Source organism: Methylosinus sp. DMC45 (assembly GCF_056313885.1).
Genome location: NZ_JBQUZK010000033.1, coordinates 60,611 through 85,010, shown reverse-complemented (window position 1 = coordinate 85,010; position 24,400 = coordinate 60,611). Strand labels below are relative to the sequence as shown.

General features: G+C 65.5%; 19 protein-coding genes. 8 read left to right on the top strand and 11 right to left on the bottom strand.

Annotation, left to right across the window (positions count from 1 at the left end; genetic code table 11):
* Window positions 1–74: 74 nt before the first annotated feature.
* The 7 genes from argS to ACT53T_RS07225 form a co-directional block, all read right to left on the bottom strand.
* Window positions 75–1,853, bottom strand: a complete 1,779-nt coding sequence (argS, locus tag ACT53T_RS07255) for an arginine--tRNA ligase (RefSeq protein WP_476160706.1) — start codon at window positions 1,851–1,853, stop codon at window positions 75–77.
* Window positions 1,854–1,939: 86 nt separating this feature from the next.
* Window positions 1,940–3,154: a tetratricopeptide repeat protein gene (locus ACT53T_RS07250; RefSeq protein WP_476160705.1), complete on the bottom strand. Its 1,215-nt coding sequence runs from the start codon at window positions 3,152–3,154 to the stop codon at window positions 1,940–1,942.
* Between the two features lie 345 nt (window positions 3,155–3,499).
* Window positions 3,500–3,775 (bottom strand): hypothetical protein, encoded by a 276-nt coding sequence (locus tag ACT53T_RS07245; RefSeq protein ID WP_018265466.1) that lies wholly within the window; start codon window positions 3,773–3,775, stop codon window positions 3,500–3,502.
* A gap of 124 nt (window positions 3,776–3,899) precedes the next feature.
* Window positions 3,900–4,283, bottom strand: coding sequence for a hypothetical protein (locus ACT53T_RS07240; protein WP_476160704.1), 384 nt, complete (start codon window positions 4,281–4,283; stop codon window positions 3,900–3,902).
* A gap of 68 nt (window positions 4,284–4,351) precedes the next feature.
* A complete protein-coding gene (locus ACT53T_RS07235; protein WP_476160703.1) occupies window positions 4,352–5,278 on the bottom strand; it encodes a ketopantoate reductase family protein in 927 nt (308 codons plus the stop codon).
* A 1-nt stretch (window position 5,279) separates the two neighbouring features.
* Entirely contained in the window at window positions 5,280–6,773 is a 1,494-nt protein-coding gene (gene guaB, locus ACT53T_RS07230) for an IMP dehydrogenase (RefSeq protein WP_161913651.1), read from the bottom strand.
* 178 nt (window positions 6,774–6,951) lie between these two features.
* Window positions 6,952–8,760: an ABC transporter transmembrane domain-containing protein gene (locus ACT53T_RS07225; RefSeq protein ID WP_476160702.1), complete on the bottom strand. Its 1,809-nt coding sequence runs from the start codon at window positions 8,758–8,760 to the stop codon at window positions 6,952–6,954.
* A 295-nt stretch (window positions 8,761–9,055) separates the two neighbouring features.
* Between ACT53T_RS07225 and ACT53T_RS07220 the strand changes: the two genes are divergently transcribed.
* On the top strand, window positions 9,056–9,226 hold the full coding sequence (locus ACT53T_RS07220; RefSeq protein WP_018265471.1) for a hypothetical protein: 171 nt from the start codon (window positions 9,056–9,058) through the stop codon (window positions 9,224–9,226).
* 227 nt (window positions 9,227–9,453) lie between these two features.
* Here ACT53T_RS07220 and ACT53T_RS07215 read toward each other — a convergent pair whose 3' ends face one another.
* Entirely contained in the window at window positions 9,454–10,170 is a 717-nt protein-coding gene (locus ACT53T_RS07215; RefSeq protein ID WP_018265472.1) for a DUF1013 domain-containing protein, read from the bottom strand.
* A 144-nt stretch (window positions 10,171–10,314) separates the two neighbouring features.
* Window positions 10,315–11,385, bottom strand: a complete 1,071-nt coding sequence (locus ACT53T_RS07210; protein WP_476160701.1) for a hypothetical protein — start codon at window positions 11,383–11,385, stop codon at window positions 10,315–10,317.
* Window positions 11,386–11,694: 309 nt separating this feature from the next.
* On the opposite strand from ACT53T_RS07210, the gene topA reads away from it, so the two are divergent.
* Window positions 11,695–14,610, top strand: a complete 2,916-nt coding sequence (gene topA / locus ACT53T_RS07205; protein WP_476160700.1) for a type I DNA topoisomerase — start codon at window positions 11,695–11,697, stop codon at window positions 14,608–14,610.
* 37 nt (window positions 14,611–14,647) lie between these two features.
* On the opposite strand, the gene ACT53T_RS07200 is transcribed toward topA, so the two are convergent.
* Window positions 14,648–16,393, bottom strand: a complete 1,746-nt coding sequence (locus tag ACT53T_RS07200) for a TadE/TadG family type IV pilus assembly protein (protein ID WP_476160699.1) — start codon at window positions 16,391–16,393, stop codon at window positions 14,648–14,650.
* Between the two features lie 242 nt (window positions 16,394–16,635).
* Here ACT53T_RS07200 and rnr point away from each other — a divergent pair, with 242 nt between their 5' ends.
* Together rnr and ACT53T_RS07190 are read left to right on the top strand one after the other, a co-directional pair.
* The gene (rnr, locus tag ACT53T_RS07195; RefSeq protein WP_476160698.1) at window positions 16,636–18,942 is read left to right on the top strand and encodes a ribonuclease R; all 2,307 of its coding nucleotides are present in this window, start codon (window positions 16,636–16,638) and stop codon (window positions 18,940–18,942) included.
* 124 nt (window positions 18,943–19,066) lie between these two features.
* A complete protein-coding gene (locus ACT53T_RS07190) occupies window positions 19,067–20,908 on the top strand; it encodes a carbon-nitrogen hydrolase family protein (protein ID WP_476160697.1) in 1,842 nt (613 codons plus the stop codon).
* Here ACT53T_RS07190 and ACT53T_RS07185 read toward each other — a convergent pair whose 3' ends face one another.
* Window positions 20,909–21,232 (bottom strand): hypothetical protein, encoded by a 324-nt coding sequence (locus ACT53T_RS07185; protein WP_476160696.1) that lies wholly within the window; start codon window positions 21,230–21,232, stop codon window positions 20,909–20,911.
* A 197-nt stretch (window positions 21,233–21,429) separates the two neighbouring features.
* Between ACT53T_RS07185 and rpmG the strand changes: the two genes are divergently transcribed.
* The 4 genes from rpmG (at window position 21,430) to ACT53T_RS07165 (ending at window position 24,290) form a co-directional block, all read left to right on the top strand.
* On the top strand, window positions 21,430–21,597 hold the full coding sequence (gene rpmG / locus ACT53T_RS07180) for a 50S ribosomal protein L33 (RefSeq protein ID WP_003612885.1): 168 nt from the start codon (window positions 21,430–21,432) through the stop codon (window positions 21,595–21,597).
* Window positions 21,598–22,273: 676 nt separating this feature from the next.
* The gene (locus ACT53T_RS07175; protein ID WP_026191320.1) at window positions 22,274–22,681 is read left to right on the top strand and encodes a hypothetical protein; all 408 of its coding nucleotides are present in this window, start codon (window positions 22,274–22,276) and stop codon (window positions 22,679–22,681) included.
* Window positions 22,678–23,424, top strand: a complete 747-nt coding sequence (locus ACT53T_RS07170) for a 3-deoxy-manno-octulosonate cytidylyltransferase (protein ID WP_476160695.1) — start codon at window positions 22,678–22,680, stop codon at window positions 23,422–23,424. Before ACT53T_RS07175 ends, ACT53T_RS07170 begins: the two co-directional genes overlap by 4 nt.
* On the top strand, window positions 23,421–24,290 hold the full coding sequence (locus ACT53T_RS07165; RefSeq protein WP_400767950.1) for a prephenate dehydratase: 870 nt from the start codon (window positions 23,421–23,423) through the stop codon (window positions 24,288–24,290). Before ACT53T_RS07170 ends, ACT53T_RS07165 begins: the two co-directional genes overlap by 4 nt.
* Window positions 24,291–24,400: the final 110 nt, after the last annotated feature.

The following is a 24,400-nucleotide window of genomic DNA, read 5'->3' as shown; positions in this document are numbered from 1 at the left end:
ACTACCCGACGGACGCAACGTCGCCATTCCCGGACGCGAGCGCGCGCCACGCTCATGCAAAGCGCCGGCCGCGATCACCGCATCTCGTCGGGGGCGCTCACGCCTAGGAGTCTCGAACCCGACGCCAGGACGCAAGTCAAAGAAACGACCAACGCCATCCGCGCATAGGTCGAATTTCTATCATCTGCATTAACAAAGCGTAATTGTGGCCGATCTTTGCCTTTGTTCCAATGCGAATGAAAGACGCTGGCGAGATCGTAGAGATAGAAGGCGATTCTGTGCGGCTCATGCGCCGTGGCGGCCGATTCGATCAACCTCGGATATTGCGCAATCGCCTTGGCGAGCGCGATCTCTCCCTCGTCCTGCAGCAGATCGAGCGGCGCGGCGGCGAGCGCCTTGGGCGAGAGGTCGAGATCGGGAAAAGCGCCGAGCGCCTGACGCACGGCGGATTTGGCGCGCGCATGGGCGTATTGCACATAGAAGACCGCATTGTCCTTCGACTGCTCGATGACCTTGGCGAGATCGAATTCGAGCGGCGCGTCATTCTTGCGATAGAGCATCATGAAACGCACGGCGTCGACGCCGACTTCGTCCACCACCTCGCGCAGAGTGACGAAATCGCCGGCGCGCTTCGACATTTTCACCGGCTCGCCATTGCGCATCAATTTGACGAGCTGGCAGAGCTTCACGTCGAGCGTGACCTTATTGTCCGAAAGCGCGGCGACGGCGGCGGTCATGCGCTTCACATAGCCGCCGTGATCGGCGCCCCAGACGTCGACCAGAGTCGTGAAGCCGCGGTCTATCTTGGATTTGTGATAGGCGATATCGGCCGCGAAATAAGTGTTGGAGCCGTCGGATTTCTTCAGCGGACGATCGACGTCGTCGCCGAAATCAGTGGAGCGGAACAAGGTCTGCTCGCGATCTTCCCAATCATCCGGCAATTGGCCCTTGGGCGGCGGCAGGCGGCCATCATAAACGAGGCCGCGCGCGCGCAGCTCGTTTATCTCCTTGTCGATCTGCGACAGACCATTGATCTTCTCATGCAGCGTGCGCTCGGAGAAGAAGACTTCATGGGTGATGTCGAGCGCGGCGAGATCGTCGCGGATCATCGCCATCATGGCGTCGATGGCCGCGCTCTTGACCGGCTCCAGCCATTCGCTCTCGCTCTTGTCCAAGAGCTCGCGGCCATATTGCTTCGCAATGGCTTCACCGGCGCTTTTGAGATAATCGCCCGGATAGAGCCCCTCGGGAATAGTGATCGTCTCGCCGAGCGCCTCGCGATAGCGCAGGAAGGCCGAGCGGGCGAGAACATCGACCTGCGCGCCGGCGTCATTGATGTAATATTCGCGCGTGACCTCTGCGCCGGCGAAGGCCAGAAGATTGGCCAGCGCATCGCCGAACACCGCGCCGCGGCCATGGCCGACATGCATCGGCCCGGTCGGATTGGCCGAGACATATTCGACATTGATCTTGCCCGCGAGCGCTCCCCTGCCCTGCGGCCTTCCATAGGCTTCGCAGTCGTTCAGCACGGCGCGCAGCACGTCGGCGTAGAGGCTCGGCTTCAGGCGGATGTTGATGAAGCCCGGCCCCGCCACCTCGGCCTCGGCCACATTGGGCAGATCGGCGAGCGCCGCCGCGATCTCCACCGCGAGCTGGCGCGGATTGGCGAAATTGGCCTTGGCCTCCTTGGCGAAGACCATGGCCGCATTGGTGGCGAGATCGCCATGGGTGGCGTCCTTGGGCGGCTCCACGACGAAACGCGAATAATCCAGCGTCTCCGGCAGGCGGCCGGAGGCCTTGATCGAATCGAGAATGGCGGCGATGGCGACGTGGAAGTCGGAGAAGATGTTCATCGAATGTCCGGGCCGAGGGCGATTGCGGCCGGGGGTTTAGCAGAATGCGACGAATAACGCATCCTCTCGGTCGCGCGAGCGAAAGCTCAAGGTCGAGAACGGGTTCGACGCATTCCTTCCTCGGCCCCGGTCAAAGATCGATCGAGCGCGAGAGCCGCGCTGTAATCAGCGAACGCACGCCCGGCTCGGCGCAGGCGCTCATGCGCCAATCCTCGATCGTATAGCGCGTCGGCGCTTTTCGGGTCGATTTCCAGAGCCTTGTCGAAATCTTCGATCGCGCGCGCGAAATCGCCTTTTCGATAGAGAGCGACGCCTCGGTCGAGACGAGCGCCGAAGCGATTCGGTTCCCTCTCCAGCGCCGCACCGAAGTCGATAATCGCCTGATCAAACGCGTGTTTTTCCAAATAGGCCGTCGCTCGCAATGCGAAGATTTCCGCGGTCGCCTCGACCGCCGCGCTTTGGTCGTAGTCGGCGATCGCGCGATCCCAGTCGCCTTTTTTCGCGAAAACGCGACCGCGCCACAAATATCCTGCGGCGGGAGTCGATTTGGCGAGTTCGGTGAAGTCGCCGATCGCCATATCGAGATTCCCCTTTTTCAAGTGGGCCCGGCCACGCAACGAAAGAGCTGGCGAAAATCGATCATTGAGCTTGATCACTTCATCGAGGTCTTCGATCGCGCGCACGAATTCTCCAAGTTCGAAAAAAATCACGCTCCGATTGTATCTGGCCAGCCCGAGCCGTGGATCGACCTTGATATCCGCAATGACGGGGCCATGTTGCCCCATATCGACCGCCTGGTTGAATGACGCCCCTCGCATGTGCGGGTCGTAGTTCGCGCTCGCGGCGATTGCAGCGCCGTAATCGGCGAGAGCCGAGGCCTGACTCCCGGACAAATAGCGGTAGCTCGCACGATTATAGAAAGCAACGCTCGACTTCGGGTCGATTTCTATGGCTTTCGTCGCCGCCGCTATCGCTGAAGGAAAGTCTCCGAGACTTGCACGGACATTGCCGAGGCCGACATAGGCTTCATAACCGCCGCCGAGCGCCACCGCGCGCTGCGCGTCCGCGAGCGCCCGCTCGAATTCGCGCAGACGCAAAAATGCGATGCTACGGTTGATATAAGGCCAAGCTTCCAAACCGCCGACGAGAAGAACGCGAGAGCAAGCGTCGAGCAATTGCGACGCCTGCTGTCCAGTAGCCGCGCAAGCCTGACGCTCGATCACTTGGTCGCCGAGAAAGACTGCGGCGAGACACAGCGCCGTGCCCATCGCCGCGCGAGCAATGAATCTGTAGAAGGACATGAACCGAAAGCCCTGAGCTGCTACGAGTGATCAGTAGCATGAGCCGGTTCGAGACTAAATGGCCGACACAGCGACCGCCACGCCTCACTCGTCTATGCTCCAGCTCGCCCTCTTAATAGATCGGGCGAGTCATGCTCGTCTCGCGCTGCGCGGACCGTTCGATCTCTCTCTAGATGATTTCCCCGCAGGAGGCGATCGAGCGGATATCGGCGTCGCGCAACTCTTATGATTTCTGGCTGATCGGTTCGCACGGCTCGCCGCATTCCTTCTCCCTGCAAACGACGGCAAACGGGGACGAGGAATGTGACGAGCGCCACGCGAACCGATCAGATCGTCGGAATCCCGCTATTCGGACGGCGCCGCCGCCAATGCCGCGGCGCCGACGAGGGGAATGCCGAAAAAGCTCTCCTCATCCGAGCCGGCGGCCTTGTGCAGCTCGAACGCGTCCGTCCACACGGCCCTCTCCGTGTCATCGGCCGGGCGGTAGGTGCATTTGGCTTCGGCGTTGCCGGCCTGGAGCCATTTCCTGCTATTGCGCACGAAGCGGTCGAGCGCTTTTTGATCGGTCGGGCGAATAACGCATCTGGGGACGCCATCGACCAGGACGACTTGCGGCAGCATGTCCGATCTCCGACAAAAGGCCGGGATCCCGGCGAAAGAACCAGGACCCGCGTGATTGCTTGTCTCAGAATTAGATAGCAATCGACATGCCATCGAGCGGCCGGCCGGCCCCCGCCGGCCCAGATCAGCCGATGAAGTCCTGCACCACATCGCCCAGAATGCGGTTCACATCGTCTATGGTGGAGACGTCGTAACGCGTCGTCTTCTCGCCGGTGGCCTCGTCGTCGCGCTCGAATTTCGGATGGCCGAAGCGGATCGAGGTTCCCTCGATCTCGAAGGGCAGCGGCAGCGGCTCCTTCAGCGGGCGCGAGACGAAGAGCAGGCCCATCACCTTCTGCTCGACGGCGCTCGCCTTCAGCGCCAGCTCGACGCCGAATTTCGGCCCGATATCCTTTTTGATCGACTCGTCGAGGAAGGCGACCCAACGGAAGAAGCTGTCGAAATTGCGCCGCGCGGCGGCGATCACCTGTTCTTCCGCCTTGGCGAGGCTCGCGCTCGGATCGCTCATATGTCTCAATTCCCCGGTCTGCGGCGCCTTTCGCCGAACAGGCCGAGATTTACGCGAAATTTGTGCCGTCAGCCGGCGGACGCTCGGCTCGCCTCATAGGCGCGCACATTGGTGGCGGCGATCTCCAGCACCGGCGCCGCGACGCCGGCGCGCTGCGCTCGCGCCAGCATGTCGCCGAGAATATGCTCGCCCTCCGTCGAGCCGCCCCGCTCCATGTCTCGCAGCATGGAGGCTTTGAGCGGCGAGCCCGGCCGCGTCAGCTCGGCGCGGAAATCGGCGAATTTCTCCGGCGCCGGCGCATGGCCCTCGGCGCGCGCGATATCTTCGCATTCGGCGAGCAGGCGCAGGATCAGACTTTCGCCGGCGGGCGTCGCCAGCACGGTCCCGACGCTCGCGCGCATGAGCGTGGTGATTCCGGCGAGCGTCGCCAGAAACACGAATTTGTCCCACAGCTCCTGCTCTATCTCGGCGGTATACCGCGCATCGACGGGCGTCCGCGCGAAAAAGTCGCGCAACGCCTCGAGGCGAGCATCCGCGCCGCCGTCGCGGGCGCCGAAATCGATGCGGTTCAGCACGCCGAAATGCCGCACGATTCCATCGCCGCCGAGCGTCGCGCTGATGCGCGCCACGCCGCCGAAGACTGTCGCCCGCGGAAATCGCGCCGCTATGCGATCGAGATGGACCAGCCCGTTGAGCAGCGGCAGCACGCCCGTCTGCGGTCCGACGGCGCCGGCGATCGTCTCCAGCGCATCGTCGAGGTCATAGGCCTTGCAGGAGAGGATCACGAGATCGAAAGGCGTGAGCGCCTGTCGATCGCATGCCGTTCTGACATCGAGCCGCGCGCCGCCGAGCGCGCTCTCGATCCGCAGCCCGTGCTCGGCGAGGAGCCGCGCCCGCGCCTCGCGCACGAAAAAAGTCACATCCGCGCCCGCCTCGACGAGCCGTCCGCCATAATAGCCGCCGACGGCCCCCGCGCCGAGGATGAGCGCGCGCATCTCAGGCGCCGCCCGTCGGATAGTTCGGGCTCTCGCGCGTGATCGTCACGTCATGGACATGGCTCTCGCGCAGGCCGGCGTTGGTGATGCGCACGAATTCCGCCTTGGTCTGGAACTCGGGGATCGTCGGCGCGCCGACATAGCCCATAGCGGCGCGCAAGCCGCCGGCGAGCTGATAGAGGATCGGCGCGACCGGCCCGCGATACGGCACCCGACCTTCTATGCCCTCCGGCACCAGCTTCAGGCTCTCTTTCACATCCTGCTGGAAATAGCGGGCGGCGGAGCCGGCCTCCATCGCGCCGACGGAGCCCATGCCGCGGTAGGATTTGAAGGAGCGGCCCTGATAGAGAAACACCTCGCCCGGAGCCTCCTCGGCGCCGGCGAGCAGCGAGCCGATCATCACCACCGAGGCGCCGGCGGCGATGGCCTTGGCGAGATCGCCGGAATATTTGACGCCGCCATCGGCGATGACCGGCACGCCGGCTTTGAAGGCCTCCTCGGCGGCGTCCATGATCGCGGTGAGCTGCGGCACGCCGACGCCCGCCACGATTCGCGTCGTGCAGATGGAGCCGGGGCCGATGCCGACCTTCACGGCGTCGGCGCCGGCGTCGATCAGCGCCTTGGTCGCCTCGCGCGTCGCAATATTGCCGGCGACGATAGAGACTTTGTTGGAGAATTTCTTGATGCGGGCGACCTGATCGAGCACCGCCTGCGAATGGCCATGGGCCGTGTCGATGACGATGAGATCGACGCCCGCGTCGATCAATTGCAGCGCGCGCTCATAGCCGCGATCGCCGACCGTGGCGGCGGCGGCGACGCGCAGCCGCCCCTCGGCGTCCTTGGCCGCATGGGGATGCAGCGTCGCCTTCTCTATGTCCTTCACCGTGACGAGGCCGACGCAGTGGTAGTCCTCGTCGACGACGAGCAATTTCTCGATACGGTGGTGATGCAGCAGGCGGCGCGCCTCCTCCTGATCGACGCCCTCGCGCACGGTGATGAGCTGCTTGGTCATCAGCTCGGCGACCGGCTCGCGCATATTGTCGGCGAAGCGCACGTCGCGATTGGTGAGAATGCCGACCAGCTTTCCGGGCCTCTCGCCATGGCCGCGCTCGACCACCGGAATGCCGGAAATGCCATAGCGCGCCATCAGCGACAGCGCATCGGCGAGCGTCTCGTCGGGATAGATGGTGATCGGATCGACCACCATGCCGCTCTCATAGCGCTTGACCTTGCGCACCTCGGCGGCCTGGGCGGCGGGGGTGAGGTTCTGGTGGATGACGCCCAATCCGCCGGCCTGCGCCATGGCGATGGCGAGGCGCGCCTCCGTCACCGTGTCCATGGCGGAGGAGATGATCGGCAGGTTGAGCGTTATGTCGCGCGTCAGCCGCGTCGATATGTCGACCTGCGACGGCATGACCAGCGAATGGCTCGGACGCAGCAACACATCGTCGAAGGTCAGAGCCTCGTGCAACGGCGGTCGTGCGTATGATGTCATGAAGCCAACTCCCTCGGGGGCGCAAAAACCGGCCATGCTCGAGGCCGGACGACGAAAAGACGGCGACTTGGGCCGTCTTCCGGGTTGGCGCGTGCTCATAGCACCAATATGACGGAAGGCAAAATCGACGAGCGCCCGCGGTGGAAAACTCGATCGAAGCCGCCCGCGGACGGGAAAGTCAGGCCATCTCCAGCGCCGCCGCTTCCGCGCCCGTGTCGAATTGCAGCCGCGCCAGCCGCGCATAGAGGCCCCCCGCGGCGACGAGGCTCGCATGCGTCCCCTGCTCCACGATGCGGCCTTCGCTCATCACCAGAATGCGGGTGGCCTCGAGCACTGTGGCCAGCCGATGGGCGATGACGAGCGTGGTGCGGCCGCGCATCACATCATGCAGCGCCTCTTTCACCAGCGCCTCATTCTCGGCGTCGAGCGCCGAGGTCGCCTCGTCGAGCAGCAGGATCGGCGCATCGGCGAGAATGGCGCGCGCTATGGCGAGGCGCTGGCGCTGGCCGCCGGAGAGCGTGACGCCGCGCTCGCCGATCTGCGTGTCATAGCCCTGCGGCAGCGCCTCGATGAATTGCGCCGCCTGCGCGCGCTTCGCCGCCTCGATGATCGCGCTGCGCGAGACGCCCTCGCGGCCATAGGCGATGTTCTCGGCGACGCTCATGCCGAAGACGATGGGGTCCTGCGGCGCGAGCGCGATGACGCTGCGCAGCTCGATCGGATCGAGCGCGCGAAGATCGACGCCGTCGATCGTGATCGCGCCCGAGGAGACGTCGTAGAAGCGCTCGAGCAGCTGGAACACGGTGGATTTGCCGGCGCCGGATGGGCCGACGATGGCGATGCGCTCGCCCGGCGCGACGGAAAAGCTGAGGCCATCCAAGGCCGCCCGTCCAGAACCCGCAGGATAGGAGAAGCCGACATCGTCGAAGGCGATCCGACCGCGCACGGGCTTCGGCAGATGGAGCGGATCGGCGGGCGCGGCGACGGCGGGCGCTATCGCGAGAATCTCGCCGATGCGGCCCGCGGCGCCGGCGGCGGCGGACACCTCGCTCCAGACCTGCGACAATTCTCCGAGCGAGCTCGCCGCCAGCACGGCGTAGAGCACGAATTGCGAGAGAACGCCGGTGGTGATGCGGCCTGCCAGCACATCCTGCGCGCCGAGCCACAACATTGCGACGACGCTGCCAAAGGCCAGAAAGATCGTCACCGAAGTGACGATGGCCCGCGTCTGCGTGGCGTCGCGCGCGGCCGTATAGGCGCCTTCCGCAGCGGCGCCGAATCGCTCGGCCGCTGCTTGCTGCGCATTGCAGGCCTGCATGGTGCGCACGGCCGCGAGATTCTCCGTGGCGTAGGCGCTGGCCGCGGCCAGCCGGTCCTGCGCATGGCGCGAGCGCCGTCGCATCACCCGCCCGGAGGCGATGAGCGGCAGCACGATGCAGGGAATGGCCGCCAGCGCGACGCCGGTGAGCTTCGGGCTCGTCAGCACCATCATCACGATCGCGCCGGCGAACATGAAGAGATTGCGCAAGGCGATCGACACGGAGGAGCCGAACACGGATTTGAGCTGCGTCGTGTCGGCGGTGAGGCGCGAGGTCAGCTCCCCGGTCTTGGTCCGGTCGTAGAAGCCGGCGTCGAGCGAGGTGAGATGGCGAAAAAAATCGTCGCGCAGATCGGCGACGATTCGCTCGCCGAGCGTCATCACCAGATAATAGCGCGTGCCCGAAGCGAGCGCGAGAATCGCGACGACGCCTACCATCGCGCCGAAATAGGCGTTCACGGCCGAAGGATCGTCAGAGGAAAACCCGTGATCGATCATGCCGCGCACGGCGAGCGGCAGAGTGAGCGTGGAGACCGCCGCCACGCCGAGAGCGATCAGCGCGAGCGCGATTCGACCCTTGTAGCGATAGGCATAGGGAAAAAGCGGCCGCAGCGCGTCGAAGGCGCGCAGCCGCGAGCGAAAGTCACGAGAAGGGGATTCGGCTGTCATGCGAGCGGATATAAGCGCGCGAGCGTTGACATTCCAAGCCGCATCGTGTCGCTGCGCCATTTTTCGAGATTTTGGCCGTATCAGAAGGCCAAGCGCCAAGCGCTTGATTTGCTTCGATGAGGGAAAAAAGGCCGCAAAAACTGGAAATCCGCGCTCCGAGCGCGCTGGACAGTCGACAAGGTTATGTTAGGCTGACCATCGTCGAAAAGACAGCCCCGTAGAGAAGGGCAAGAGCGCACCCGCCACCGCATGAACGATAAGGCGGGACGTTCCGGAAACCAGAGGAGTGACATCGATGGCTGAAAAAGACTTCGAGATCAACACCACCGTCTACATCTTCGCGGGCGTCGGCGCCCTTCTGCTCGGCGGCCTCGGCGCTGCTGGCCTCGGCGGCGTCGCGAACACGCTTTCCGCCGCTGTTGTCGGCGCTCTCGCCGGCGGCATCCTCGGCTTCTACTTCAAATAAGCCGAACTGCTCTAGTCTCCCCCTGACCGGGCGAAAAGCCGGGAATCTCTGTCCGCGGGCTTCCTGACCAATCGTCCTAACGTAACGCCGGCGACCGCCAGTCGCTGGCGTTACTTTTTTGGCCGACCCTCAGAACGCTCGTCCGCGCGCCGGCTGGGGCTGAACCTGTCCGCACATAAGCACAGGCCGCCGCCTGCGGTAAATGCGCCAGATTGTCGCGCCCCTCCTCAATCGTCGAAATCGAGGTTCTTCATCCGGCCGAACACGCGGTCGGCGTCAAAATGATCTTCCTCCTCGACAGGCGGCGCGGCCGGGCGCTTGCCGAACACATCCTCGGTCGTCGTCGGCTCGTGATAGGGCGCGGTGGTGATCTCGGCCGGCTGCAGCGTCTGGCCCTGCTCCTCGAGCGCGGCGGGACGATCCTTGGCGGCGCGATTGACCTCGAAATCGAGATCGATCTGCGAGCACAGGCCCAAGGTCACGGGATCCATCGGCGCGAGCGCCGCGGAATTCCAATGGGTGCGCTCGCGCACCGCCTTCAGCGTGCTCTTGGTGGTGCCGACGAGGCGCATGACCTGCGCGTCCTTCAGCTCGGGATGGTTGCGCACCAGCCACAGAATCGCATTGGGCCGGTCCTGGCGGCGCGACAGCGGCGTATAGCGCGGCCCGCGTTGACGCTTGACCTCCGGCACCTTGACCTTGGAGACGGACAGCGACAGCCGATGGGCCGGGTCGCGCTCGCCGCGGCCGATCTCCTCGCGGGTCAGCTGGCCGGAGGTGATGGGATCGAGCCCGCGAATGCCGGCCGCGACCTCGCCATCGGCGATGCCCTTCACCTCGAGCGGGTGCAGCTTGCAGAAATCGGCGATCTGGTCGAAGGCGAGCGACGTGTTCTCGACGAGCCAGACGGCGGTCGCCTTGGGCATGAGCGGAGCGGTGCTCATCGATCGATTCTCCTTCAGATGCGCCAGATAAGCCGATCCCGCGCCGCGGGGCCGAAGCCGCGATTTTTACGGATTACCATGCGGGGGATGACCTCCATATAGACTGGCCGCCGGCGAAGCGCAATCGCCGATGCCGGCCTCGCGTCATCGAGCGCCTTCCCGCGCATGGGCGGGCCGCAATCCCCTCACGAATTCGGGCAGAGCGGAGCCGATCGCCGCGCCGAGCCGCGGCCCGTGGCGATGAAACAGCAGGCCGGCGGCGATGACGGCGACTCCTATGCCCGAGAGGGCGAAAGGAAAAAGAATCGAGTCCTTGAACACCTCGGACGCCAGATGGCCGAGATAGAGCGTCACGCCGAAAGCGCCGAAGACGGCGTAGGCGCGGCGCATCAGCACGAGCGACAGCAGCAGAAGGCCGAGATTGATCGCGCAATAGAGCGCCTTGCCGATCTCGTCGCCGCTGTGCTGCGCGGTCAGCCCGCCCCAAAAGGCGAGGAGCCCGGATAGATGCAGCCAAAAGGCGAAATCTCCGCCCCGCCAGCGCACGAGATCGACGAGCCAGGCGGCGGCGATGACCAGCGCGCCGAAAGCGAGGCTCACATTGGCGCGCTGCTCGAAGGTGAAGGACTCCTTGCCGACCAGCCAAGGCGTCAGATCCATCGACATGAACCACAAAGCGAAGGCGATAATCATGGTGAGGAAAGGAAAAGGAAAAAACGCGAGCGCCAGCGCCGCCGCGGCGATCGTCCCCAGCTCCATGGGCAGCCAGCTCGCGCGCACCCAGACATAAAAGTCGTGATAGGGGACGGCTTCTGTCGGATCATGCCCGCCGAGGAGCTGGAGCGCGAAGACGAAGAGCGGCGCCATGGAGACAGCGCATGTCACCAGCAGGCCGGCGGGCGTGCGCAGCCCGCGCCGACGCCACAGCCAGCCGCCCGCCGCAGCGAAGCCGACGCCATAGGCCAGCGAGGTGATCATCAGCGCGCGCGGCCCCCAGAGGCCGAAGGCGGTGGTGCTGAACAGGCTCATCGCGCCCATGACGATGAGCGCGCCCATATACCAGAGCACATTGACGACATCGAAGCGCGGCGCCCCCTCCCCCGCGCTTCCGCGCTCGGCGAGGAATTGCGCGAGCCGCCGATGGGCGTCGGCGTCTAGGACGCCTGCCTCCAGCGCCGCGCCGAGATCGTCCGAGGTGAATTTCGATCGGGCCATGGCGAATTCTTTCCGTCCAAGAAAATCATTCGGGGCCGGACGCGACCTCGGCTGCGCCGTCTCGCGCCCCGATTATAGCCGCTTCGCCCCGCATTCGCCCCTGCATAGCGCTCCAATCGGGACGAAAATGTGCGTTGCCGCATGCTCGAGCCCATGTCGGCGCCTGTAGAGGAAGCTGGAGGGGCGTCTCAGCCCCAATTTGACAGGACGCCCCCCTTTTGCCCATGTTCGCGCCCCGACGCGGGCCGGGCTCCCCCGGCGAAGCCATGAGGCGAGCCGCCCGCGACCGGATTTCTGAAGGACTGCTCGATGAACGTCGTCATCGTCGAATCGGCCGCCAAGGCCCAGACGATCAACAAATATCTCGGCCGCGATTTCAATGTGATCGCCTGCTACGGCCATGTGCGCGACCTGCCTCCCAAGGACGGCTCCGTCGATCCGGCCGAAGATTTCGCCATGAAATGGGAGAGCGACGCCAAATCGGCGAAGCGCATTTCCGCCATCGCCGACGCCGTGAAGAGCGCCGACACGGTCATCCTCGCCACCGACCCGGATCGCGAGGGCGAGGCCATCTCCTGGCATCTGCTCGACATATTGAAGAAGAAGAAGGCGCTCGGCGGCAAGCGCGTCGAGCGCGTCGTCTTCAACGCCGTCACCAAGGACGCGATCAAGCACGCGATGGCGCATCCGCGTGAGATCGACCAGGCGTTGGTCGACGCCTATCTCGCCCGCCGGGCGCTGGATTATCTCGTCGGCTTCACGCTCTCCCCGGTGCTGTGGCGCAAATTGCCGGGGGCGCGCTCGGCCGGCCGCGTGCAATCGGTGGCGCTGCGCCTCGTCTGCGACCGCGAGCTCGAAATCGAGAAATTCGTTACCCGCGAATATTGGTCGCTGGTCGCGCATCTCAAAACCAAGGCCGGCGAGCCCTTCACCGCCCGCCTCTCGGGCGCCGACGGCAAGAAGATCACGCGCCTCGACATCGGCTCCGGCCAGGAGGCCGAGGATTTCAAAAAGGCGCTGGAGACCGCCGCCTTCACCATTCGCTCGGTGGAGGCGAAACCGGTCAAGCGGCACCCTTACGCCCCCTTCACCACATCGACGCTGCAGCAGGAAGCCTCGCGCAAGCTCGGCCTCGCCCCGGCGCAGACCATGCGCATCGCCCAGCGCCTCTATGAGGGCGTCGACATAGGCGGCGAGACCGCCGGCCTCATCACCTATATGCGAACCGACGGCGTCGACATGGCGCCGGAGGCCATCGCCTCGGCGCGCAATGTGATCGCCAAGGAATATGGCGATCGCTTCGTGCCCAAGGTTCCGCGCAAATATACGGTGAAGGCCAAGAACGCGCAGGAAGCGCATGAGGCGATCCGCCCGACCGACCTCTCGCGCCTGCCCAAGCATGTCGCCAAGCATTTGGAGCCGGAGCAGGCCAAGCTCTATGAGCTGATCTGGACGCGCACCATCGCCAGCCAGATGGAATCCGCCGAGCTGGAGCGCACCACGGTCGATATCGACGCGCTCGTCGGCAAGCGGAGCCTCGAGCTGCGCGCCTCCGGCCAGGTGGTGCGCTTCTCGGGCTTTCTCGAGCTCTATCAGGAAGGCCGCGACGACGATCAGGACGAGGATGGCGGCCGCCTGCCGACGATGGCCGCCGACGAGCCGGCGACGCGCGAGAAGATCGAGGCCAGCCAGCATTTCACCGAGCCGCCGCCGCGCTACACGGAGGCCACTCTGGTCAAGCGCATGGAGGAGCTCGGCATCGGCCGCCCCTCCACCTACGCCTCGACTCTGGCCGTGCTGCGCGAGCGCGACTATGTGCGGCTCGACAAGAAACGCCTCGTCCCCGAGGACAAGGGCCGCATCGTGACGGCCTTTCTGGAGAGCTTCTTCACCCGCTATGTGGAGTTCGACTTCACCGCCGGCCTCGAGGAGAAGCTCGACAAGGTCTCCAATAATGAGATCGACTGGAAAGAGGTGCTGCGCGACTTCTGGGCCGATTTCTCCGGCGCCGTCGACGGCACCAAGGAGCTGCGCACCACTCAGGTGCTCGACAGCCTCAATGATCTCTTGGGGCCGCATATTTTCCCGGCCAAGCCCGACGGCTCCGATCCGCGCGCCTGCCCGGCCTGCAGCGCCGGCCAATTGTCGCTGAAGCTTGGCAAATACGGCGCCTTCATCGGCTGCTCCAACTATCCCGAATGCCGCTTCACCCGCACGCTCTCGCCGCCCACCGGCGAGGCCGCCGAGGGGGCGCGTCCAGGCGTGAAGGTGCTGGGCCAGGACCCGGAGAGCGGCGCCGAGATCACGCTGCGCGGCGGGCGCTTCGGCGACTATGTGCAGGAGGGCGAGGCGACCGAGGACGGCGAGAAGCCCAAGCGCTCCTCCATCCCCAAGAGCATTAAGCCCGACGAGCTGACCCTCGAGCAGGCGATCCGGTTGCTGTCGCTGCCGCGCGAGGTGGCCAAGCATCCCGAGAGCGGCGAGCCGATCGTCGCCGGCATCGGCCGCTTCGGGCCTTACGTCCAGCACGGGAAGACCTACGCCAATATCGGCCGCGACGACGATATTCTGACGATCGGCGGCAATCGCGCCATCGATCTCATCGTCACCAAGGAGAGCGGCGGCGGCGGATCGCGCTTCGGCCGCGCCTCCGACCCCGGCCGCGCCCTCGGCGACCATCCGCAGGGCGGCGCGATCTCGGTGAAGAGCGGGCGCTTCGGCCCCTATGTGAATTGGGGCAAGGTCAACGCCACTCTTCCCAAGGGAACCGATCCCGAGAGCCTGACGGTGCAGCAGGCGGTCGATCTTTTGGCCGCCAAGGCCAATGGCGCGCCCTCGGGCGGCGGCCGCGTGCTCGGCGAGCATCCGCAAGGCGGCGCGATCACGCTGCGCGACGGCCGCTATGGGCCTTATGTGAATCTCGGCAAGGTCAACGCCACTCTGCCGAAGAATATGAGCCCGGAGGATGTGACGCTGGAAGAGGCGATCCGCCTGATCGAGGAGAAGGGCGGCCCGGTGAAGGCCAAGAAGGCGCCGGCCAAAAAGGCCCCCGCCGCCAAGGCCAAAGCCCCCGCCTCCAAGGCTCCAGCGAAAAAAGCCGCCGCCAAGAAGGACATAGAAGAGAGCGACGAGGTTCCCTTCGCGGATTCGAAACCGGCGAAAAAAGCCGCCGCCGCCAAGGCGCCGGCCAAGAAGCCCACGAAAAAGGCCGCCTCGGGGAAGTGAGCGGGAGGCGGCCGCCGAAACGGCGGCCGCGCCGATCTCACTGCGTCAGCCTGAGCGAGCCGAGCCCTGTGCCGATCGTCGAGAAGGCGAGGTTGAGGCTCGCCGCATCGGTCGCGGCGAAATAGTGATCCTTGTTGGTCGCGCAATTCTTCAGCAGCGTCAGGCCCTCGTCGTCGATCGGGTCGTTCGGGATCGAGAAGCCGATAGTGAAGATCTCTATGCCCGCCGCCTTGGCGTTGGTGCAGGCCTCGAGCGTCAGCTCGTCCTGCATCTCGCGCGATTTGTCGTGATAATCCGACCAGCTGCCGGAAGCGGCGTTGAGAGCGGTCTGATAATCGACGCCATTGCCCTTCGATCCGTCGGGAAAGCGCTTGTTCTTCACACCGTTGTAGCTGTAGTAGCCCGCCGCCTCATAATCGGAGCCGGTGACGGTTCCCGGCGCGCTCGCCCAATTGTTGAAGCCGTCGGTCATGAACACGATGACCTTGTGATTATTGGCCACAGAATAGGGGCGTCCGCTGGCGAAAGGCTGGCTGGGCGATATCGTGCGCCAGCCCCACATGAAGCCTTCATGGAGATTGGTGTTGCCATTGGCGACGAGGTTGCTGATCTTCGACGTCACTGTGGACTGCGTCGAGGTCAGCTGCATGACGGTCTGCGTCGTATAATCCGGGCAATAGCTGTTCGGCCCGTCGCCGCCGCCCGCGGCGGCCGCGACATTGTATTTGCAGACATGGGTGAGCTCGTTCCAGTCGCCGCTCGCCACATCCGAGCAGGTGGTGGTGGTCGTCGTCGTCTTCTTGCCCTTGCCCTTGCTGGTGGTCGTTCGCGTCGTCGTCGTCACCGAGCCGTCGTCATCGATATAGTCGTTATCATATCCCGCATCCGGCTCATCGGGCGCGAGATAGGGAACGAAGAGCGTCTCGGGATCCGAAGGATTGGGCGTCGTGTCGAAGACATTCAGCGGATACACCGGCTGCTCGAAGCATCCGCCCCAATCCCAATATGAATTGATCGCCTTGAGCTTGGTGAAGATATCGAAGCGGCTGCTGAATCCCGCAGCCGTCGCCGCCGTCTGCCCGCCGAAGGCGATCCAATGTTGAGAATTGGCCCCTTTCTTGTCGACCCAGGCCACATTGCGCGTCGAGACGCTGGTCGGATCGACGGCGACGACCGCCGCGGCGAAGGGCGTGATGGCGAATTTCACGCGGTTCGGCGCCTTGGTGAACATTGTGTTGACGAAGCTGGTCGCGGCCGATTGCAGCGCTTGAATCTTCGTCGTGCCGCTGGTGCTGCGGGTCATGGAGCCGGAATTGTCCAGCACCAGCGATATCTCGTAGGTGTCGGTCGGGCTGACGCCGCCTTGCAGCGCGGCGCAGGAGGTCACCTGCGTCGACATGGAGGCCTGCCCGGTGATGTGCATGATCGTGGTCGCGACCTGCGCCTGCGCCGAGATGCAGAGCGACAGCCGATCGGTGGCGATGGACGCCGACGTCACTGTCGCCGTGGCGTTGCGATAATTGGTGGTGAGATAGACCTGCGCCTGGCTGCGCGCCTGCTGGTCCGTGGTGGAGCTGACAATGCCTTTGGCGACCGCGAGCACGGCCGCATCCGCCGCCTGCTGCAGCGAGCCGCGCGCCGCGGCGATGCGGCCGTAATCGATGCCGGCGCCGATCATCATGACCACCGGCACGAAGGTCAGACCGAGCACGATGGCGACATTGCCGCGCTGATCGCGCGAGAAGGCGAGAGCCGACCGCCCCGACGTCCATATTGGCCGCATTTGAAACTCTCGAGGTTCGTGTGGAAATCAGATTGGCTACGCTTACGGCAAATTTCTCATTCGGCTCTAAACCGAACCGAATGATTGCAATTGACGTTCGATAACCTCGAGAAAGCGTAAACGGAGCCGAATGGAGGCGGCGACGCTCGACGCGCTTTCGGCGACGCGGGGCCTATTGGAGTGTATATGACGACATGCCGGCGCCGGCCGCCCGGACAATTCCGCGGCCTTCGAGATCGACTTTGACGAAAAAAATCCGCGACCTCGGCGCGCCTCCCGCCGCCCTTCCCTCCCGCGAGGACATTCTCGCCTTCATCGCGCGAGAGCGCGAGGCGATGAGCCGCGCCGGCAATGCGGGAAAAATCGGCAAGCGCGAGATCGCGCGCGCTTTCGGCGTCAAAGGCGCCGATCGAATCGGGCTGAAGCGAATATTGGCCGAGCTGGAAGCCGAGGGCGCGGTGGAGCGGCGCGGCAAGAGGCTGGCCAAGCTTGGCGCGCTGCCCGCCGTGGTGCTGGCCGACATTGTGGGCCGCGACCGCGACGGCGAGCTGATCGCCGCGCCGGCGGAATGGGATTCCGACGAGCTCGGCGCGCCGCCGCGCATCCGCATCTCGGCGCCGCGTCGGCCCAAGCCCGGCGAGCCCCTGCCCGGCGTCGGCGACCGCGCTCTGGTGCGCGCCGAGCCGGACCGCGACGCCGGCCCGAATGATCCGCCCTACGCCGGGCGTGTGGTGAAGCTCTTGTCCAAGGCCCGGGCGCGCATCGTCGGCGTGCTGCGCGTCGCCGCCAATGGCGTGGCGCATATCGAGCCCGTCGAGAAGAAGCAGGCCGGACGCGAGATGGTCATAGCGGCGGAGGATCGCGGCGAGGCCAAGGACGGCGATCTCGTCTCCGTCGATCTCATCGGCAAGACGCGGCTCGGCGCGCCGCGCGCCCGCGTGCGCGAGACGCTCGGCTCGCTCGCCACCGAGAAGGCGATCAGCATGATCGCTCTACGCGTCCATGGCGTTCCCGACGAGTTCCGCGCCGAGGCCGTGGCGGAGGCCGCCTCCGCTCTGCCCGCGCGGCTCGAGGCGCATCGCGAGGATTGGCGCGAGCTGCCGCTCGTCACCATCGATCCGCCCGACGCCAAGGACCATGACGACGCCGTCTTCGCCGAGCCGGACACCGCGTCCGACAATCCCGGCGGGCATATCGTCACCGTCGCCATCGCCGATGTCGCCTATTACGTTCGCCCGCATTCGGCGCTCGACAAGGACGCGCTGGAGCGCGGCAATTCGGTCTATTTCCCCGATCGCGTCGTGCCCATGCTGCCGGAGCGCATCTCCAACGACCTCTGCTCGCTGAAGCCGAACGAGGATCGGCCGGCGCTCGCCGTGCGCATGCGCATCAGCGACAAGGGCCATAAGCTCGGCCACACGTTTCATCGCGTGATGATGCGCTCCAAGGCCAAGCTCAATTATGCGCAGGCGCAGGAGGCGCTCGACGGACGCCCGGACGAGATATGCGCGCCGCTGATGGACCGCGTGCTGGAGCCGCTGTTTCGCGCCTATAAATCAGCGGATCAGGCGCGTGAATTGCGCGCCCCGCTGGAGCTGGAGCTGCCCGAGCGCAAAATCCTGCTGAAGGCGGACGGCACGGTCGATCGTATCGTCGTGCCGCCGCGCCTCTCGACGCACCGCTTGATCGAGGAGTTCATGATCCTCGCCAATGTGGCGGCGGCGGAAGTCCTCGAGGAGAACCGGCAGCAGCTCATCTATCGCGCCCATGACGAGCCCTCGCGCGAGAAGGTGGCGGCGCTCTCCGAGTTTCTCGCGACGATCGGCGTGAAGCTCGCCAAGGGCCAGGTGCTGCGGCCCTCGCATTTCAACGTCATCCTCGCGCGCGTGCGCGGCAAGGAGCACGAGAATATCGTCAATGAGATCATTCTGCGCACACAGGCGCAGGCCGAATATACGCATGAGAATTACGGCCATTTCGGCCTCAATCTGCGCCGTTATGCGCATTTCACCTCGCCCATTCGCCGCTATGCAGATCTCGTCGTGCATCGCGCGCTCATTCGCGCGCTGAAATTCGGCCCCGGCGCCATGCCCGAAATCTCCGCCGGCGAGCTGGCTGAGATCGCCGCGCGCATCTCCGGCGCCGAGCGGCGCGCCATGGCGGCGGAGCGCGAGACCATCGATCGTCTCATCGCCGCCCATCTCGCCGAGCAGATCGGCGCGCGTTTTCCGGCGCGCATTTCCGGCGTCACGCGCGCCGGGCTGTTCGTGCGGCTGCTCGACACGGGCGCGGACGGATTCATTCCGGCGGCGACGCTGGGACGCGAATATTTCCGCTATGACGAGGCCGGCCATGCGCTGACCAGCGGCTCGGGCGAGAGCTTTCGCCTCGGCGACATCATAGAGGCGCGGCTGGTCGAGGCGACGCCGATCGCCGGCGCCCTGCGCTTCGAGGTGGCCAGCGGCTCGCGGCGCGGAGCGCCGATGAAGAGCGGCCGCCTCTCTGGCCGCGGCCGCGTCGAGCGCGCGAAGCAGAAGCGCCGCAAATAAGGCGGACGGGCCGCTGACGAAAATTTCGCCTCGAGCGAGATCGCCAGCGGTCGCAGCGCGATAGCGCCCGATATTTCATGCGCAGGACCAGCCGTCGCGGCCGGTCACATCTTCGGGGATGCGCATGAGGTGGAGGAATCTCGTCGCTATTCTATTCGCTCTCTTCTGCGCGGGCGCCGCCGCCGCGCAGACGCCGCCCGCGCGCACCGTCAAGGTCGCGGCGGTGGATTTCATTCCCGCCTGGGGCTCGCTCGACGCCAATATTCGTCGTCTCGCCGATGCGGCGGAGGAGGTCGCGCGGCAGGGCGTCGGCTTCGCGGTTTTCCCGGAGACCGCGATCAGCGGCTATTTGTTCAGCGATCCCTCGCAGATCGCGCCCTATCTCGACACCATCCCCGGCGACACGACGAAAGCGCTGCTTCCCGTGCTGGCGAGAACGGGACTCTATATGAGCGTCGGCATCGCAGAGCGCGACGCCGAGACCGGCCTCGCCTATAACGCCGCCGTGCTGCTGGGGCCGCAGGGCATAATCGGCAAATATCGCAAGAACGGGCTCAATCCGCAGGATCAGAAAGTCTTCGCGCCCGGCGATACGGGCGTGCCGGTCTTCGACACTCCGATCGGCCGCATCGCGCTGCTGATCTGCTATGACGACACTTATTGGCAATATGCGCGGCTCGCGGCGCTGCGGGGCGCGCAGATCATCGCCTGGCATTCCGTCTCCGATCGCGTGATGCCGGGAACGCCCGCCGCGCAATCCAAGGGCGATCACTCGACCGTCTCCAACGTCCAATATATGAGCGCGCAGAACGGCGTCTTCGTCATCGCGGCTACCCGCAGCGGCGTCGAGACCAATCCGCTCACCGGCGGCCGGCTCTATTACAATGGCGGCTCGAGCATTTGGTCGCCGCAAGGCCATAAGCTCGTTCAGGCGCCCGTCGTTCCGCCGGAGGAGCTGCCGCCGGGGCTTCACGGCGTCTATAGCGCTGAGATCGCGCCGACGGACGCCGATGCGCCCCGCGCCGAGCGGCTCGCCCTGCGCCGGCCGCAGCTCTATGCGCCCTGGCTGGCGCTGCACCGCAGCCCCGACGACGCCAACGCCACAAAGACGCGGCGCAAGGCGACGCTGATCGCGGCGCAATGGCCGGAGGGACCGTCGCTGATGGACCGGACGAAGCCGCCGAAAGGCGCGCTGACGGTGCTTCCCGAGCTGTCCGCTCTCCCCTCCGGCCTGCCGGCGGAGGAGATAAAATCCCGCGCCGAAGAGCGAGACGGCCCGTTCGAGCGCGCCCTCGGCGCCCTCGCCCGCGCCCGCAAAGCCTATGTGGCGGGGAGCTATCCCGAGCGCGCCGGCGAGCGCGTCTTTCATACGGTCGCGCTCGCCGGACCGGACGGCGCCATTCTCGGCCGCTACCGCGCGACGCATCCCGCGCCGAGCGGATGGGTGACGCCGGGCGACGAGATCGCCGTCATAGAGACGCCGCTCGGCCGCATCGGCCTCGCCACGGCGGAGGAGCTGGCGACGCCGGAGCTGGGCGCGCTCTACGCCGTCCAGCGGACAGACATTCTCGCCGCCCCGGCCGGCGCGCCGTCACCGCTGAAGGTCGAGATCGATTCGGCGCTGTTCAGCGTCGCCGATCCGCCGACCGGCCGCGCGGATTTCTTCCCCTATGCCGCCGCCAAGCAGAATCAGCTGTGGCTGGTGAGCGGCGGCCGCCGCGCGGGCGACGCCACTGCGGCCGGAATCTATGGGCCGGAGCCTGTCGTCTCCACACCGACGCTCACCGCCGCGCCGGGCGCTGCGGATGTGCGCCATCAGACGGAGATTCCGGCGGTCGGGACCTGGATCGATCAGAGCCAGCTGATCGCCGGCCAGCAGGCGCAATGGTTCGTCCCGCTCACGCAGCGGCAGGACAGCGCCTGCCTGAGACGCTGGCGCGCGGGCGGCGGCTGTCCGGGGCGGTGATCATTCCGAAAGCCATCCGAAGCGCCCATCGATGAAGAAAATGTGATGGACGCCCTGTCCGAACAAGCGCGCCGGACCGACGCCGACACGCCCCCGCACGGTTTCGACGAACACCATCCGATCATCGTCCGACTCGGCGCAATGCATATGGAATCCCGCGCCATGCTCGATGGTCTCGCCAGCGGCCGTCGTCGAATAGCAGCGACTCGCCCAAAGAAGGGCGGGAATGGCGCCGCCGGAGTCGGCGCGCCCGACCCCGACCAGCGCGTCGAAGGTTCGGAAGAGCTTGTCCAGCGCTTCGGTCGAAATCGAAATATCGGGCATTTGCGTCTCCGAAGCCGAAATTATCGCCGAATATGAACCGAAATGCCCCATAACGAGTGAATTTGGCGAGATCGCGCGCCGCCGCCCGCCTTGACAAAGGCGCCTGCGTCCTTATGGTGCCGGCCAATTCGCCGCCGGGTTCGTGAGGATCGGGACCGGAGCGAGAGTGTCCCCTCACCAGTTCAGGACTGACGGCAATGGCCAAATCCGCCATGATAAAGATCAAGCTTCTCTCGACGGCCGACACGGGCACCTTCTATGTGACGAAGAAGAACGCCCGCACCAAGACCGAGAAGCTCGTGTTCAAGAAATACGATCCCGTCGTGCGCAAGCATGTCGAGTTCAAGGAAACCAAGATCAAGTGAGGCGAGGCGGGCCAGCCCGCCTCTTCCGCCGCCGGGCGAGACCGCCGCCGCGGCTTTGAAGCTCGAAGACGCCCGAAACTTTCGGACGCTTCCGAAACGAAACGAGCCCGGAAACGGATTTCTCCGTTCCGGGCTCGTTTCGTTTCAGGCGGAGAGAAGATTATTCCTCGATCGTCACGCCTGCCGGCTGCGGCCGCCTTCGTTTCCCCCGAAACGAAGGCGGCCGACTGGCGCTGGCTTTAAGGAGGCCACTCCAACCAACGCCAGCCGGCCAACCCCACGGACCCAGGAGATGCGGCGGACCTGAGCACTCCGCAGGGTATTCGAAGTTGTCTGCCGATACGCATCCAACGCAAAAGCACGCCTTGGGTTCTTTTTCTTCTTTGCCCCCGACGCTGCCTGACGCGCACCACGTTTTGGCATGGCTGAGGTTAGCTCAGCTGCATAAAAATGCAACCATCTGGCAAAATTTTCTACAAGTTTCAAAATACGCCCATAAAAACAGCCTATTACGGAATAGCCCCGACACCGCCCCGCGCTTGGCCAGCGCCGCCTTCCACGACGCCTTTGCTCGGGATCGAGCTTTGTGGCAAACCCACCCGGCCGGGGGCCGTCGGAATGGATGCGCCATCCGCCGCCAAGCAGAAGCGCCGTCAGCGGCGCGGGAGGAAAATCGATGAAGTTTCGAGGTCTCGGATTGGCGCTCGCCGGCGCGGCGGCGCTGGCGCTGGCCGCCTGCAGCGGCGGCCGCGAGCCCAATGACGCCGTCGGCGCCAAGGTGCTGCGCAATCTGCTCTCCAAGCAGGGCGTCAACGGCAAGCTGATCTCCTTCAAGAAGATCGACGGCCGCGCGTTGAAGACGCCGAGCGCCGAGGCTTACGAATTCCTCTATGAGGCCGAGGTGCAGTTCCCGGAGGCCTATGAGGCCGATTGCTCGAATGAGCGCGAGCGCGGACGCTGCGCCTATCTCGGCCTGGCGGCGAGCCAGAGCTTCCAGAAAGGCGAGGTGCTGAAGGCCGAGGGCACGCTCCATTTCGTGCGATCCGACAAGGGCTGGGTCGGCGAAGACCAGAACGCTTATTGAGCCGCCCGCTCGTCGTGATTCCCGCCCGGATGGGCTCCTCGCGCCTTCCGGGCAAGGCGCTGGCGCCCATCGCGGGCCGTCCGATGATCCTGCATGTGCTGGAGAAGGCGCTCGCCGCCGCCATCGGCCCGGTCGCGGTGGCGACGGATTCGGACGAGATCGCGCGCGTCGTCTCGGCGGCCGGCGGGCGCGTGGCCGTTACGCGCGGCGACCACGCCTGCGGCAGCGACCGCATAGGCGAGGCGCTCCCGACGCTCGATCCCGAAGGCGCCCATGACGTCATCGTCAATTTGCAGGGCGACCAGCCGGACATCGATCCAGACGCGCTGGCGGCCGCGCTGGCGCCGATGGCGGACCCTTCGGTCGATATCGCGACTCTCGCGGCTCCGGCCGCGGCTGGCGAGCGCGACGACCCCAATGTCGTCAAGCTGATCGGCGCCGAGATCACGCCGCGGCGGATGCGCGCGCTCTATTTCACCCGCGCCCCGGCCCCGCATGGCGAGGGGCCGGACTATCATCATATCGGCGTCTACGCTTTTCGCCGGACGGCGCTGGCGCGCTTCATCGCTTTGCCGCCCTCCCCGCTCGAGCTGCGCGAGCGGCTGGAGCAGCTGAGGGCGCTGGAGGCCGGGATGCGCATCGACGCCATGATCCTGGACAAAGCCGCCCGTGGGGTGGATACCAGCGCCGATCTGCAACGACTGCGCGCGGCGCAGGACAAAGACGAACGGAGCCGTCGATGAGCGAGCGGCCGAAAATCGCCTATCAGGGCGAGCCCGGCGCCAATTCCGACATCGCCTGCCGGGACGCCTACCCCGACTGCGAGCCCCTGCCCTGCGCCAGCTTCGAGGACGCATTCGCGGCGGTGACCGAAGGCGTCGCGGCGCTGGGCATGATCCCGATAGAGAATTCGATCGCCGGCCGCGTGGCGGATATCCATCATTTCCTGCCCAACGCCGGGCTCTACATCATCGGCGAATATTTTCTGCCGATCCATTTTCAGCTGATGGCGCCGCGCGGCGCGACGCGCGAGACGCTGCGCGGCGTCTACAGCCATGTGCATGCGCTCGGCCAGTGCCGCCGGATCATTCGCGAGCTCGGCCTCACTGCCCATACGGCGGGCGACACCGCCGGCGCCGCGCGGGAAGTCGCCGAGTGGAAGGACAAGAGCAAAGCGGCCCTCGCGCCGCGCCTCGCCGCGGACATTTACGGTCTCGACATTCTCGCCGAGAATGTCGAGGACGCCGCGCATAACACGACGCGCTTCGTCATTCTGTCCAAGACCGCGAAATGGGCGACGCCGGGCAATGGACCGACGATGACGAGCTTCGTCTTCCGCGTGCGCAATGTGCCGGCGGCGCTCTACAAGGCGCTCGGCGGATTCGCCACCAACGGCGTGAACATGACCAAGCTCGAGAGCTATATGGTCGACGGCGAGTTCGCGGCGACGCGCTTCCTCGCCGATGTCGACGGCCATCCCGAGGAGCCGCCGCTCGCCCGCGCGCTCGACGAGCTGCGCTTCTTCTCCAAGGAGCTGGAGATCATCGGCGTCTATCCGGCGCATCGGTTCCGCCTCGAGAACAAGCGTCCATTCGAGTATGGCGATTAGCGACGCGCGATTTCAGCCGGCCCTCTCCCCGCAAGCGTGGAGAGGGAGAAGCCGCACGGCTCGATCATCCTGGAAACCGTAGGACAGCAGGACATTTTCAGACGGGAGAA